Origin of the sequence: Wolbachia endosymbiont of Ostrinia scapulalis (assembly GCF_023559145.1) — a bacterium.
GTDB lineage: Bacteria > Pseudomonadota > Alphaproteobacteria > Rickettsiales > Anaplasmataceae > Wolbachia.
Genome location: NZ_CP096926.1, coordinates 649,116 through 664,513, shown reverse-complemented (window position 1 = coordinate 664,513; position 15,398 = coordinate 649,116). Strand labels below are relative to the sequence as shown.

The following is a 15,398-nucleotide window of genomic DNA, read 5'->3' as shown; positions in this document are numbered from 1 at the left end:
GGTATGATTGAAGTACAGTAATAATTATGTTAGTTAGAATGTTATTAAAGGTTAATCGTGGAAGAAAGTGAGAAATTGACTGAAGATAAAAAATTGGCCTCTGATATTCTAAAAGAGGTTGCAGATACCAATAACAACGATAGTGATAAAGTAACATTGTTTGATATTAAAACAGCTTTACATGAACGTGGTTTTAGTATTTTAATAATCATCTTCTCTTTACCGCTATCAGTACCTATACCTGTTCCACCTGGCTATACAACCATTCTTTCTATACCTTTAATCTTATTTTCACTGCAGCTTCTATTTGGGTTTGATTCTCCTTGGATGCCTAATTGGCTAGAAAGGAAATCTTTTCAACGTTCAACACTAGCTCTCGTGGTAAAGAAAACTTCACCTACATTAAAAAAAATAGAAAAGTTCATGAAACCAAGAATGTCTTTTATTTTTCTTGGTCCGGGTGAAAAGATTCTAGCTTTTATGATGTTGCTTTGTGCAATAATAATAGCTCTTCCATTACCTTTTACTCACTTCCTTCCTGCAATTGGTATAACTCTTATTTCACTCGGCATTATGGGTAAAGATGGATTTTTATCTACGTTAGGAGTATTAGTTTCATTCTGTGCGTTATTGGTTACCCTTATTGTAATAGTTAAAGGACCAAAACTTATAGCCGGAACACTTTCTCTTCTTAAAAGCCTTATAACTTAAAAGCTTTACAACACTTTAATAAAAGAATGAAGTACAGCATGAAATGAATAATCGATATTGAAATATAGCAATAACTATGTTAGTTAGAATGTTATTAAAGGGTAACTGTGGAAAAAAGTGTGAAATTGACTGAAGATAAAAAATTGGCCTCTGATATTCTAAAAGAGGTTGCAGATACTAATAATAACGATAATGATAAAGTAACATTATTTGATATTAAAACAGCTTTACATGAGCGTGGTTTTGGTATTTTAATAATCATCTTCTCTTTACCGCTATCAGTACCTATACCTGTTCCACCTGGCTATACAACCATTCTTTCTATACCTTTAATCTTATTTTCACTGCAGCTTCTATTTGGGTTTGATTCTCCTTGGATGCCTAATTGGCTAGAAAGGAAATCTTTTCAACGTTCAACACTAGCTCTCGTGGTAGAGAAAACTTCACCTACATTAAAAAAAATAGAAAAGTTCATGAAACCAAGAATGTCTTTCATTTTTCGTGGTCCTGGTGAAAATATTTTAGCATTTATAATGCTGCTTTGTGCATTATCGATAGCAATCCCACTTCCTTTAACTAACTTCATTCCTGCAATTGGTACAACTCTCATTTCACTGGGTATCATGAGCAAAGATGGATTTCTTTCTATAATGGGAGTATTAGTATCATTGTGTGGGTTATTACTTACTCTTGTCGTAATAGTTAAAGGACCACAGCTTATATTTGGAGCATTTTCTTTTCTAAAAAGCTTTGTATATGGTTAAGCTTTACAACACTTTAACAAAAAAAAAAGAGCCCTTTACACCGATCGATAAAGATCATATAAAAATGTACGTTTGTGGGCCAACAGTATATGATACAGCACATATAGGTAATGCACGTTCTATTGTTGTTTACGATGTATTATTTCGACTGCTTAAATTTTGTTATGGAAAAGTTACTTATGTGCGTAATATAACCGACATCGATGACAAGATAATCAATGCAGCAAATGAGAAAAATAGTAATATAGAAAGCATTAGCAAATATTACACTAAAACTTTTCATGAAGACATGGAAAGCATAAATTGTGCAGAACCAACATATGAACCAAAAGCAACGGAAAACATAGATAACATTATCAAGTTAATTGAGTCTTTGCTGCAAGCTGGTCATGCTTATGAATCCAATAAACATGTATATTTTAGTGTAGAATCTTACCCTGAATACGGCGTTTTATCAGGAAAAAAAATTGATGAATTAAACTACGGTAGTAGAGTTGAAGTTGGTGAAAATAAAAAACACCCAGGAGACTTCGTACTTTGGAAACCTGCAAACGAAACTGACTATAAACTTTCAAGTCACTGGAATAGTCCATGGGGAGAGGGAAGACCAGGGTGGCATATAGAATGTTCAGCAATGTCATATGCTTACCTTGGCAAAGATTTTGATATTCACGGTGGCGGTATAGACTTGCAATTTCCTCATCATGAGAATGAAATTGCGCAGAGTAAATCTGCATTTGCTGAGTCAACGTTTGCAAAATATTGGATACACAACGGTTTTCTTACGGTAAATGAAGAGAAAATGAGCAAATCATTATTTAATATAGTCAAAGTAAGGGATTTGCTAGATAGTGGAGTCAGAGGTGAAGTAATACGTTATGCACTGCTCAAAACTCACTATAGAAAACCACTTGATTGGACAGAAAATGTTATCTCTGAGTCGCAAGAAACTTTAAACAAGTTTTATCGGTTATTACGTAGTACATGTATTAAGGAAAGTGATGCAGAAGTCTCTAAAGATTTTATAGAGGCTTTGAAAAACGATTTAAACATTCCTGAAGCTGTAGCCATATTGCATGAAATGGCCACAGAAATCAATAAGACAAGTAATGAATGTGAGATGCTCAAATTAACTAAGAAGTTTGTTAAAAGCGCAAGGTTCATTGGTCTTCTTGAGTCAAGTTATCAAGAGTGGTTTGCAAGTGGTGTGAGTCATCAAGAAATAGAAAGGTTGATAGACTTAAGAAAAGTAGCAAAACAAAATAAAGATTATGATACTGCAGACAAAATAAGAGAGCAATTGAAACAAATGGGGGTTACAATTTCTGACAACGAAGATGGTACAACAACTTGGTATGGAAAATTATCTCCTATTGTTTATAGATAGCCTAGTATCATCGCTTATCTTACCCATACATCAAGGTTTTGTACTTTACACTATGTTATGCTTTAGGTCAAACTACGATCAACTACTTATATTACTTTTTGGAGTATTAGGATCCAGTCTTGGTGGAATAGCTAACTGGTATTTAGGTAGAATAACAATTTTTATCAGAAGATCACATCACAAATTAGAGAATGAAGACAAAACACCAAAAATTGTAAGGCACCTACTGATTTGTGCAGTTGCATTGCTTTCGTGGGTACCACCACTTGGAAGTGTGACTCAGATTTTATCCGGTTACTTCAAGTTAAACCTTTATATTCTTGTTCCCTTAATTATTTTATCTAACTTCCTCTGTTTGTTGTATCTAACGTTTACCATCTAACTAAACATCAATAAACAACTTTTCTTCTGGTCATATTGAGCTAAATTTCTTCTTCAAACTACCTTTTAAAATGCTTTTATTAGTTTTGGTCATAATACGATCAAATACTCCTAATAACCTCTTAAGTAAGCTTGGGGTTAGCGAAGAGATAGGATTAACAGATACGTTGTTGTTTTTATCATCACCATTTGCTTTGTAGTCTATTGAAATAATCCCCCTACTCTTCCCACCAGTCAGAAGTTTTCCGATTATAGGGATTTTCAACAAAGATTTGTTAATTGAGTATGCCGGTATTACTTGTCCTTCAACCTGGAATTTATAACCCTTAATATCGAGCGTACCACTAGTGCTAATGCCTAGTTCCGCTCCTTCAAGCCAAGATTCTTCAATTTCAACAGTGCCATCTTTATATGAAAAAGGTGCATTACACTTATAAAAATGTACACCTTCGTTCTTTATAGCATTTACAATACCAGGCAGTGAAGACATTGATAATAAAGTGGTAAGCAGTGGAGCATCTTTGATATAGAAATTGCTGATAGATAACATACCATAATGTTCTCCATTTTCTCTCTTAGAAGATAGATAAAGAGATAATTTGCCATTTTTAACTGATTTACCAATACCTAAAGAACGCAAAAGCATACCTGAATTATCCGCGTATATTTCAAGCCCTATTTCACTATGTTCTACTAGTATATTACTGTTATCTTCTAAAAACTGTCCTGTGAATTGACTTCCACTACAATCACCTTTAGCACAAGTTACATTTAGCTTAGCATCTTTTATGATAATTCCTTCTTTCATAATTATATTATCAACATTCATAGTAACTTCTATTTTGTTATTTAATCGATTACTATCTTTGCCAAGTAAACCTAACACATCACTTAAGTTGATTTTCTCACCGTGAATAATTATGACATTTTTCTCCTTACCTGATTCAATTTCTATACTAAAATTATTATCAGGTAATTTAAAGTTGCTAGAATTTAAATATAGATTTCCATTTTCTACTCTTCCGCTAAATTTTATGTCTAGATCATTTCCTACAACATCTAGTTTATCTATTAGTAACTTACCTGCTCCTTTTAGCCTTGTAGAAAATAAAACTTCATTGTGATCTTCAAAATGGTTTTTCCACCCTAAGTAGCTTGAACGCAACTCGAGCTCTGATAAATCTATATTACCATTAACATACCCTGTTTTGTCTTGATACATTACTGACTCTATATTTGCATTGATATAACCATCACCGAAATTAAGTATTTGAGCAGGTAAACCTCCAGTCAAACTCCAGGCAAAATTTTCATTTTTATTGCTACTTTTGAGGTCAAATAGCAGCTGTGTATTATTTACCATACCACTGCCATTTAAATCAATAAAATCTCTGCCGAAATCAAGCTTAATATCATACTTACCAAGACTTTCATTATATACGACCAAATTATCAATTTCAGAATAGAAATTTGCTGAGAAGTCCACTTTTTTACTATCACCATTTAGATTAAAAATACGAAAATTGAATATAGAATTTGCTATTCCACCTACTTTATCTCTTTCAAATTTTACCACATCATCCAGCTTAAATTTTATAGGCTCATATAACCCATAAGCATCACTTACAGCCTGACCATTAATGGTAAGAACAGAATCTTCTTTATTGAGAGAGTTCATTTCAATATGACCACTATTGATAGTAAAATTCTGAAACTTAGCTCTATTTACAATAATTTTGAGATTGTTATCCTTGAGAGTTAACTCACCGTTCAAGTTCTCTACTCGTTCAAAATCCTCATCAAATTGAACGCTGCCATTTTCTATATCAGCAACAATTACAATACCTGACAGATCATCATTTATTAAACTATCGATTTTACCGTTAAAACTTATAATTGTATTTATAATATTCCCATCAATATTATTACAATACCACTTTCTAAATTCATTGTTCACTAGACCATCTGGTACATAAGTACATAAATCTTTTGCAACAAGTTTACTAATATTAACTCTAAGCAAAGCATGATTTGTGCCAAAGTTCATTTTGCCAATCAAAGAAAGGTAAGTATCATTTAACTTAAAATGAAAGTTTTTTACGCTAATGATTTCATCACTATATGTCAAATTTACATTTACATTAGTCAAGGCTAAGTTTTTACCTGAGTGACTCTCTGTATTTAACACGTATATGTTTCCATCCATAACTTCATCCTTTCCATTAATTCTCATTGAGAAGTTCCCTTTGAACCCTATTTCTTTGTCCAAATTGTAACTTTTAACTAGTGTGGAAAACTCGTTAAATAGCCCCAACTTTAGGTTATAAAATGTTCCATACAAATTTAACAAATTATTGCGATTTTTTATCATAATAGATAAATCATCTAGAATCCCCTTTTTATCTTTTGTATGAACACGAATATCCAAAACATTAAAATTTTCCTCCTTTCCTACATATACTTTATCAATGAAGAATTCACCTTCCATATTTCTATTGATAGCAATATTAGTAATTTCAATCCTTGAGTCTGCATTTAAGTAGAAAAAAATTTTTCTTATTGTCTTCAGCAGATTTTTTGTACTACTCATCTTATCTGTCATTACAGATGTTGTTATTCCTCTGGTCTCTTCCTTTTTGATATATATGTGTACATTACCAGCTAAAACCTGAGAGAACTTTTTGGAACTTAACTTAAAGTGTACGAAAAGCTCAGGAACTTCTATGGTAAAGTCAGGATTTGTTATTTTTAAATCTGTAATGACTAGCTTGCCATCTTTCTGCCAAATAACCGAGGTACTCTCCATGCTGACATCCGAATTGGTAAATATCTTTAATATTTTTTTCTTTATATAAAAATTAATATAACTAATATTGATTTCTAAAGGACCTTCCCCTTTAAAAGGGATAAAGAAGCAGAATATAAATAATAAAATTATAGAAAATGATAGAGCTATTTTTTTAAGCATCGATTATTGCTTTTCTTGCTAAGCTGTCGGCTTCTTCATTGTATTTATCACCATTATGCGCTTTCACCCACTTCCAGTTAATCTCATGTTGCAAAGCAACATCGTCTAATTCTTTCCATAATTCTATATTTTTTACTGACTTCTTATTACTTGTCTTCCAGCCGTTCATTTTCCACTTATTTATCCATTCTGTTATACCGTATTTAATATAGAGGCTATCCGTATACAAACTGATATTACAAGGAAATTTTAATACCTTCAGTCCATTGATCACTGCTGTTAACTCCATTTTATTATTTGTAGTATTTTCTTCTCCACCACAGATGTTCTTTCTATGATTTTGAAATAATATGATTGCTGCCCATCCTCCTGTCCCTGGGTTACCAGAGCATGCTCCATCTGTGTATATTGTCACTTCCTTTTTCTTCATCTTTAACTGTAGTGAATTAATAAAGTATATCGTTGCTTCTATAAAATCACAATTTTTATAGATATAGAGGCAATTTAAGCTGCACCTTTAAATTTTATTATGGAAATAAAAAAAAGTGCTACAACGAGCATTATTAGAAGAGAAAGTAAAAGATAGTTTTTATGTTCTTTCATGGTTAAAACAAATCAATAGAGCAGTAAATAACGCTGGCAAACAGAGAAAATAGATAAGAAATCGAATAAGAAAACATTTTTTTCTGCGAGCTATGACTCTTAAGCCTTATAACGGATGCAGCAAACCAAATAAAAACACACCCTTCAATAATTGCCATACTGAGGTAAAATAGAGCCTTTTTCAAAAATAGTGCTGGAAGTAAGCTAGTTAATACGAGTAACACGCTATAGATTAATATATATTTCCTCGTTTTTTCTGGACCATAAACGATATTGAACATTGGAATCGATGCTTTTGTATAATCTTCAGATCTATTTAAGGATAGAGCCCAAAAATGTGGTGGAGTCCACATAAAAATTATTAAAAATAGAATACAACTTTCCCAGCTTACAGAGTCAGTTACAACCGCCCAGCCAATCATTGGAGGAAAAGCACCTGCTGCACCACCAATAACAATATTCTGCGGAGTACGCCTTTTGAGCCAAATTGTATACACAAAAACATAAAATAATATGCTAATTGCAAGCAAAGCAGCAGAAACATGGTTCACTGCTATTGCCATGATAAATACTGACAATATTCCAAGAGTTATGCCAAATTCAAGCGCGCTTTCTGCAGAAACTCTACCTGAAGGTATAGGGCGGTTTTTTGTTCTCTCCATAAGCAAGTCTATATCTCTGTCATACCACATATTTATTGCACCTGCAGATCCTGAACCAAGAGCAATGCACATAAGAGATATTAGTGCAAGGAAAGGATGAATGCTACCTGGTGCAGCAACCATTCCAGCAATTGCAGTAAACACTACAAGGTACATTATCCTTGGCTTCAGCAAATGCCAAAAGTCCAATATTGTCGATTCAACGTTTAACAAAGCACTTATATACACTTTATTTTACCACTGGTGGCTTTTCGAAAGTATGAAAAGGTGGTGGTGAAGATACCGTCCACTCTAAGGTATCACCCCCCCAAGGATTATCTCCAGTTTTTTTGCCCCACTTAAAGAGATGTATAACTATAAATACAAAGAACATAACTGAAACAAAGGACATATATGAGCCAATTGAGGATATATAATTCCAAGGGATAAACGCGTCGGGATAATCAGGTATACGCCTTGGCATACCTGCTAATCCCAGGAAATGCTGGGGTAAGAAAGTGACATTGGTGCTAATAAAAGTGAGCCAAAAGTGTATCTTTCCTAAACACTCGTTATATTGCTTACCTGACATTTTGCCTATCCAATAATAAAAACCGGCGAAAGCTCCAAATAATGCAGCAAGCGACATGACATAGTGAAAGTGAGCAACGACATAATAGGTATCGTGCAAAAGCTTATCTATTCCACCGTGAGAAAGAATTATCCCTGTTATACCACCTCCAACAAACATGAAAATAAAACCTAATGCAAATAGCATTGGTGTCTTCAATTCAATCGCTCCACCCCACATAGTTGCAATCCAACTAAAGACTTTTACACCAGTTATAACACCAATGAAAATTGTGCTAGTGCTAAAAAATATAGCAGCATCCTCGCTAAGCCCAACAGTAAACATATGGTGAGCCCAAACCATAAAGCCAAACGTTGCTATTCCTATCATAGCATAAACCATTCCCATATAACCAAATACTGGCCTATGAGAAAAAGTTGACACAACCTGACTGATGATACCAAATGCAGGAAAAATAATTATGTAAACTTCTGGATGACCAAAAAACCAAAACAGATGTTGAAATAACACAGGATCACCACCACCAGCAGGATCAAAAAAGGAGGTACCTATATTACGATCAGTGAGCAGCATAGTTATAGCACCAGCAAGTACCGGTAAGGCAACAATTAACATAAATGATGTGAGTAAAATAGACCAAACAAATAGTGGTATCTTAGTGAGTGACATACCTTTTGCACGCATATTGAATATGGTAACTATAAAGTTGATCGCCCCAACAATTGATGACATACCAGCAATATGAAGTGCAAGTATAGCAAGATCAACTCCTGCACTTGGGTGGGACATAATTTGCGACAAAGGTGGGTATAAAGTCCATCCTGTTCCAGGACCTTCGCCAGCAAATACCGAGAGGATAAGCAAAATAAAAGATGAAACTAACAACCAAAAACTTAAATTATTCATACGAGGAAATGCCATATCTGGTGAACCAATCATGAGAGGTACGAACCAATTACCAAATCCTCCCATTAAGGCTGGCATTATCATAAAAAACACCATTATTACCGCATGCCCTGTAATCATTACGTTATATAGCTGGTAATTATTGTTAAGTATATTAATATGCATTAGCTGAGTACGAATAATTACCGATAATAATCCACCAATAATTCCAGCTAATATGGAAAAAATAATGTATAGTGTCCCTATATCTTTGTGATTAGTAGAAAACAGCCAACGTCTTATACCTTTTGGTGCATCACTCATATCTATACTCCAAACTTAACTTACTAATTTTTTATCTTCAATCCACTTATTAAAATCTTCTTTACTCACTGCTTCAACAACAATTGGCATAAATCCATGACCTTGACCACATAGTTCATAACATTGCCCATAATAAATACCGGGCTTCGTGACGTCAAACCATGCTTCATTCAGCCTACCTGGTATTGCATCAATTTTTATACCAAAAGCCGGTATTCCCCAGCTATGTATTACATCTCCTGCTGTCACTTGTAAACGAATATTAGTATTGATAGGTAAAATAACGTTATTATCAACAGAGAATAGTTTTAAATCTCTTTCGGTAAAGTCTTCTTTTCCTTTTATATAGCTGTCAAATGAAATACCTTGATATTCTGGGTACTGGTAACTCCAATACCATTGATGACCAATAACTTTTAGTGTTATGTCAGCTTTTGGCACTTTCTCCTGTAGTTTAATTAATTCAGCATTTTTAAAAGCCAATACCCCAACAATAATCGTTGGTATAACAAACCAGATAATTTCTACAAAGATATTATGAGTTATTTTACTAACATTTTTCACTTTGCCCTTACGAAAGCGAAATACTACATAAGCAAGCAGGGCCCATACAAAAAGCATAATTGCAATCATTACACTCATCACAAACGAATGTGACTTAACTATAACCTCCATTATCTCAGTTGCAGGCGCAGGAAATCCAAATTGCCAAGAAGTAGGAGCAGAAGCAATTGATATGTTTGAGTAAAACATTATCAATAATGCAAATAACTTCACCATATTTTTTGCTGTAAAACTAACTGTATAATAATATATATAAACTTACTATGCAAACAGAGATTATAGAATGTACACAAGTGTTTTGCTAAATATTGAATCAAAAGTAAATGATGATTAATGTTTTTTTAGCATTTAATAAATATAATAATACGATACTAACTTGAGGAAAAAGCATTTACATGAATCTATTTTAAGTTAAAATATTATAATATTTTAAGTTAAGTATTTACTTTAAGGAAATTCTATAATAAGTTTAATAGTGTCTGTTATTGCTAATAACCCTCTAGCCTCACACCTAAAAGCAGTAACAGACACTATTAAACTTTAGGTAAGTTTGTCTATTTATAATTCATTAAGGTAAAAATCTTACTAATTCCTTTAATTCTATTATACAGCTGAGTTTACTAATTAACCTTTAATGTTTACGTTAGCATTTGCATCTTAAATCAAAGATTTACATATTATAGAAAATAATTATAAAATAATACACTACTTGTGTGTAAATTTTTTTGCATATCAAACTCTGTAAACAAATTTTTTAGAAAAGCCAAATAAATTATCTCTCTATGAAAGATCTATCGAATGTTGCAATTATAGGTGTAAACAAGAACGATAAAAGAGTGCGGGATTGAGTAACTATATATACTTCTACTGGCATACCAGGATATAGGTATACGTTTTTAAATTGAGCAAGTTCTGATTTTGGTATCACCACTCGCACTGAATAATAACGCCCCATCCTTGGATCATCAAGAGCATCAGGGGAAATATGGTTTACTATACCGTTAATTAAACTTAAGCGACGTGCACTATAAGCGCTCAGCCTTACTTTAACTTTCAGCCCTTCTAGTCCGTCGATAGAGACTATATTGCTATCTTTCTTTTTTGCTGACAGTATCTCTTCTATGTTTCTGGTTAGAACTTTAGCATCTATTATTAGATCATCATCTGATGGTACTATACTCATGATTGGAACTCCAGATTGTATAACACCACCTTCAGTGTGGTATCTTATATCTGTAACTATACCATCTTGAGGTGATTTAATTATTGTACGTGCTAACGAATCTTCAGCAACCATCAGCCTCTCTTTTAAGTCTGCAATAGATGTATTAACTTCCTTAAGCTCAGCATTTGCTCTTTCTTGAGCATCATTCTTCACATTTATAATCTCTAACTCATTTTCTCCAATCTTTTGCTGTACTTGAGATATTGCAGAACGGTAATGTCCAACTCTACCCTCAATTTCAGCAAACTGTTTTTCTAAAGCTAAAATGTGTGGTTTGCTTATATGGCCACTATCAAGTAATTGTCTTTTTGTTTCTAACTCCTCAGTTATCAAGTCATATTGCTTATGGGCTGCATTTAGTTGAAAATTTAGCCCTGCTAATTCATCATTTAACTGCTTTATACGTTGTTGCAGTATGTCAGTTTTTCCTAATATACTCTTTCTCTGAGAGTTGAACAACTTTACCTGATTCTTTATCGCTTTATTTACAGGTTCATCGTTAGATAATCTTTTAACCTCATCAGAAAATTCTAGCGTATCTAAGTCTCCCCTAATTGCAATAAGTCTTGCTTCAGTTGCCAAAAGTGATAAGAGTTTTTCTTTAATTATACTCAAATTTGCCTTTTCGTTAACATCACTTAATAAAACTAAAGGCTCATCTTTTTTAACTGCTTGACCTTCTTTTACTAAAATTTTGCTTATTATTCCCCCACCCAAGTGTTGCACTATTTTTCTATTTGAAGAGACAATAACTTCTCCACTTGCATGCACTGCTCCGTCAATTGGAGCTATAGCTGACCAAATACCACCTATTCCAAAAAAGATGAATATCACCACTAAACCAAAAAATAGTGGTCCCCATGTGACTTTTAGGACTTCATTTACGTTATTACTCTCACGTTTAAAAATAAAATTTATCATCGCATCAATCCATGCGAACGTCTTATCCAAAAATTGATATTTCTTCTTTCTATTTCCTGCCCTTTGCATATCTATATCATCACTACCAATCAGGCCTGTCAAAGAAAGTCCAGCACTAAGCTTTTTTAACTTACTCATTATAATACTACTGCGAATTCTTGTTAACCAGGATAACACACAAAAACAAAGAATCTATACCTTAAGTACTTTACTTAGACTACGGAACATCAGAATAAACTATTTAGTAACAATTCTTATACTCCATTCAATGGTTCAGCATTAGGCTAGAAAATCAAAAAGGTTTTACAATAACCATAATAACTATAATTATTATTAACACTGTTACTGCTTCGTTTAAAACACGAAAATAAACGTGAGTTTTCTTATTCAAGCCCACTGCAAAATTTTTCCTATGCTTTGCAAGTAGGACATGAATAGCAAACATTAAGAATAATGCTAGCGCTTTTACATGAAACCACCCTTCGCGATATGCTTCCCTAATAATCATTAGCATAATTCCAAAACTAAGGGAGAAAAGCATTGCAGGGTTTATGATATATCTAAGGAGTCTCTTCTCCATTATTTGAAGTAAGCTGTCATTTTCTGACCCTGGTTTTACAGATGCATGGTAAACATAAAGCCTTGGTAAATAGAGCATACCTGCCACCCACATAATTACAGAGATAACGTGAAAAGCTTCAAGCCAGTGATAGTAATCCATATAGATAGTATTATAAAATGTTAAAAATTTCTGGTATGATCTCAATTTAATAAAAGAAAGTCAATATGAAAGCAGAAAATTTCACTAAAGAACAGGTGATTGGATTCTACAGAAAAATGCTTCTCATACGCAGATTTGAGGAAAAAGCAGGACAATTATACGGAATGGGATTAATAGGCGGATTCTGTCACTTATCAATAGGGCAAGAAGCAGTTGCAGTTGGGACTCAAGCTGCATCAAAATCTGGTGATGCTTTTATCACAAGCTATAGAGACCATGGCTTAATGCTTGCATGTAACTCTGATCCGAATGTTGTGATGGCAGAACTAACCGGCAAAGAAACAGGGTGTTCAAAAGGCAAAGGTGGCTCCATGCACATATTTGATGTTGAAAAAAATTTCTTTGGTGGACATGGAATAGTAGGTGCACAAGTCCCAATTGGCACAGGAATAGCATTTGCTAATAAATACAAGAAAAAAGATAACGTTGTATTCACATATTTTGGTGACGGTGCTGCAAATCAAGGACAAGTATATGAATCATTTAATATGGCATCTTTGTGGAAGTTACCTGTGGTTTATATCATAGAAAATAACGAATACGCAATGGGAACTTCTGTACAAAGATCAACTTTAGTAACTGAACTATATAAAAGAGGAGAGAGTTTTGGTATTCCTGGAAAACAAGTTGATGGAATGGATTTTTTCTCTGTCTATGAGTTAACAAGTGAAATAGCTGAGCATGTACGTGGGGGAAAAGGACCTCTCTTGCTTGAAATGAAGACATATCGATATCGTGGCCATTCAATGTCAGATCCTGCTACTTATCGCTCAAAAGAAGAAGTTGAAGATATGAAGCAAAATCATGATCCTATAAGCACCCTAAAGCAGTATATAACAGACAATAAAATCGCTTCTGATGAAGAATGCAAAGCTATTGATAAGGAAATACGAGATTTAGTAAAAAAGTCAGAAGATTTTGCTAAAAATAGTAAAGAGCCAGGCATTGATGAACTATATACTGATGTTTATAAATTTGTTAGCTAATCAGTTGCCATCAAAATTATGTTTTGGCCTACTATAGATATTTTTTGGCAGCACTTAACTTTATTATATAACAGCCTAGTCAATAGAAACTGTAGTAACTCTTATATTATTGATATACAACGCTCTTGGATCATAGGTTAAATAAGTTTTATTTGACTTTTTGTGCTAGTTTGCAGAATATAAAGTTATTAATTGAATAAAATACATGACAAAAGAAAACTGGGAGACAGTAATTGGACTTGAGGTACACGCTCAGGTTTCTTCTAAGACAAAGCTATTTTCTAGTTCACTAACGGAATTTGGCACTGAGCACAATACTCAAGTTTCTCTAGTTGATGCAGCAATGCCAGGTACATTGCCAATATTAAATTATTTCTGCATAGAGCAAGGAATATGTACCGGTCTTGCACTTTCTGCAGAAATTAATAAATGCTCTTACTTTGATCGTAAAAATTATTTTTATCCCGATTTACCACAAGGTTACCAAATAACCCAGTTCTTTGAGCCAATAGTTAAAAATGGTAAAGTGTTTATCAATAATAATGAAAAAGAAATAAGAATCGCAAGAATTCACTTAGAGCAAGATGCAGGAAAGAGTATTCATGAAGAAAGCAAAACTTACGTAGATTTAAATCGTGCAGGTGTTGCTTTAATGGAAATTGTTTCAGAGCCAGATCTTCGTTCATCTGCAGAAGCTGCAGAATTCATGAAAAAATTGAGGCAGATTTTGCGTTACATCGGTTCATGTGATGGTGATATGGAAAAGGGGTCACTTCGCTGTGATGCAAATGTTTCTGTTCGCCCAAAGGGTAGTAGCACATTTGGCACTCGTTGTGAAATAAAAAACTTAAATTCAATACGTTATATTGTACAAGCTATAGATTATGAAGCACAAAGGCAGATCAAAATTTTGGAAAGCGGAGGAGAAATAAGTCAAGATACCTTATTGTTTGATGTCACTTTAGGAAAAACAAAAGTGATGAGAAGCAAAGAAGATTCAAGTGACTATAGATATTTCCCTGAACCTGATTTGCTACCTGTTGAAATAAGCCAAGACAAAATTGATTCTATTAAATCATCTTTACCCGAGTTGCCAGATCAAAAAAAACTTCGATACATAGAGGAATTAGGTATCAATGAATATGATGCAGACGTTATCACTTCTGATAAAGAAATTGCCGATTATTTTGAAAAATTAGCAAAAAAGCATGATTCAAAGATTGCAGTTACCTGGTTAACCGTCGAGCTTTTCGGTCGTTTAAATAAAACAAATATTGATATTGTTAGCTCTCCAATTAAAGCAGATGCTTTATCCGAACTCCTCGACTTTATCGTCGATGGAACGATCTCTGCTAAACTTGGTAAACAAGTTTTTGATATTATGTTTGAAACTGGAAAGCCTGCATCCCTTATTATAGAAGAGCAGAATCTCAAGCAAATAACTGACACATGTCAAATCTCAGAGATAATAGATAAAATCATCAATGACAACCAAGATAAAGTTCAAGAATATAAGGGTGGTAAAACAAGATTGTATGGGTTCTTTGTTGGTGAAGTCATGAAATCCACCAAAGGAAAAGCCAGCCCTGATGTCGTAAACTTGGTTTTGAGTGAAAAATTAAAATTGAGTGCCTAGGTGTACGGTCCCAGATCTTTTGCTATTTG

At 33.5% G+C, this 15,398-nt stretch carries 13 protein-coding genes; 6 read left to right on the top strand and 7 right to left on the bottom strand.

Annotated features, from left to right (window positions below):
* The first annotated feature begins 57 nt into the window (after positions 1-57).
* The 4 genes from M1L26_RS03365 to M1L26_RS06470 all read left to right on the top strand — a co-directional run bounded on the left by M1L26_RS03365 (position 58) and on the right by M1L26_RS06470 (position 3,244).
* Complete coding sequence (locus tag M1L26_RS03365) at positions 58-711, top strand: exopolysaccharide biosynthesis protein (protein WP_250119923.1); 654 nt, start codon at positions 58-60, stop codon at positions 709-711.
* Between the two features lie 107 nt (positions 712-818).
* Positions 819-1,475 (top strand): exopolysaccharide biosynthesis protein, encoded by a 657-nt coding sequence (locus M1L26_RS03360; protein WP_007302767.1) that lies wholly within the window; start codon positions 819-821, stop codon positions 1,473-1,475.
* Positions 1,468-2,862: a cysteine--tRNA ligase gene (gene cysS, locus M1L26_RS03355; RefSeq protein WP_250119922.1), complete on the top strand. Its 1,395-nt coding sequence runs from the start codon at positions 1,468-1,470 to the stop codon at positions 2,860-2,862. Before M1L26_RS03360 ends, cysS begins: the two co-directional genes overlap by 8 nt.
* The gene (locus M1L26_RS06470; protein ID WP_319606902.1) at positions 2,831-3,244 is read left to right on the top strand and encodes a YqaA family protein; all 414 of its coding nucleotides are present in this window, start codon (positions 2,831-2,833) and stop codon (positions 3,242-3,244) included. Before cysS ends, M1L26_RS06470 begins: the two co-directional genes overlap by 32 nt.
* A gap of 30 nt (positions 3,245-3,274) precedes the next feature.
* Here the strand turns inward: M1L26_RS06470 and M1L26_RS03350 are convergent, their stop codons facing one another.
* From M1L26_RS03350 to hemJ, 7 genes are all read right to left on the bottom strand, one after another.
* The gene (locus M1L26_RS03350; RefSeq protein WP_211908230.1) at positions 3,275-6,211 is read right to left on the bottom strand and encodes a YhdP family protein; all 2,937 of its coding nucleotides are present in this window, start codon (positions 6,209-6,211) and stop codon (positions 3,275-3,277) included.
* The gene (gene rnhA / locus M1L26_RS03345) at positions 6,204-6,641 is read right to left on the bottom strand and encodes a ribonuclease HI (RefSeq protein ID WP_211908228.1); all 438 of its coding nucleotides are present in this window, start codon (positions 6,639-6,641) and stop codon (positions 6,204-6,206) included. The genes M1L26_RS03350 and rnhA overlap by 8 nt, the downstream gene beginning before the upstream one ends.
* A gap of 175 nt (positions 6,642-6,816) precedes the next feature.
* Positions 6,817-7,704, bottom strand: a complete 888-nt coding sequence (locus tag M1L26_RS03340) for a heme o synthase (RefSeq protein WP_211908226.1) — start codon at positions 7,702-7,704, stop codon at positions 6,817-6,819.
* Position 7,705: 1 nt separating this feature from the next.
* The gene (gene ctaD, locus M1L26_RS03335; RefSeq protein WP_211908224.1) at positions 7,706-9,256 is read right to left on the bottom strand and encodes a cytochrome c oxidase subunit I; all 1,551 of its coding nucleotides are present in this window, start codon (positions 9,254-9,256) and stop codon (positions 7,706-7,708) included.
* A 15-nt stretch (positions 9,257-9,271) separates the two neighbouring features.
* Positions 9,272-10,036, bottom strand: a complete 765-nt coding sequence (gene coxB / locus M1L26_RS03330) for a cytochrome c oxidase subunit II (RefSeq protein WP_250120421.1) — start codon at positions 10,034-10,036, stop codon at positions 9,272-9,274.
* A 556-nt stretch (positions 10,037-10,592) separates the two neighbouring features.
* The gene (locus M1L26_RS03325; RefSeq protein ID WP_250120420.1) at positions 10,593-12,104 is read right to left on the bottom strand and encodes an HlyD family type I secretion periplasmic adaptor subunit; all 1,512 of its coding nucleotides are present in this window, start codon (positions 12,102-12,104) and stop codon (positions 10,593-10,595) included.
* Positions 12,105-12,258: 154 nt separating this feature from the next.
* Positions 12,259-12,687 (bottom strand): protoporphyrinogen oxidase HemJ, encoded by a 429-nt coding sequence (gene hemJ, locus M1L26_RS03320; protein WP_012481732.1) that lies wholly within the window; start codon positions 12,685-12,687, stop codon positions 12,259-12,261.
* A 65-nt stretch (positions 12,688-12,752) separates the two neighbouring features.
* Between hemJ and pdhA the strand changes: the two genes are divergently transcribed.
* Positions 12,753-13,733 carry a pyruvate dehydrogenase (acetyl-transferring) E1 component subunit alpha gene (gene pdhA / locus M1L26_RS03315; RefSeq protein ID WP_010401363.1) on the top strand — a complete coding sequence of 327 codons (981 nt, stop codon included), beginning with the start codon at positions 12,753-12,755 and terminating at the stop codon, positions 13,731-13,733.
* A gap of 205 nt (positions 13,734-13,938) precedes the next feature.
* A complete protein-coding gene (gatB, locus tag M1L26_RS03310) occupies positions 13,939-15,369 on the top strand; it encodes an Asp-tRNA(Asn)/Glu-tRNA(Gln) amidotransferase subunit GatB (protein WP_211908216.1) in 1,431 nt (476 codons plus the stop codon).
* Positions 15,370-15,398: the final 29 nt, after the last annotated feature.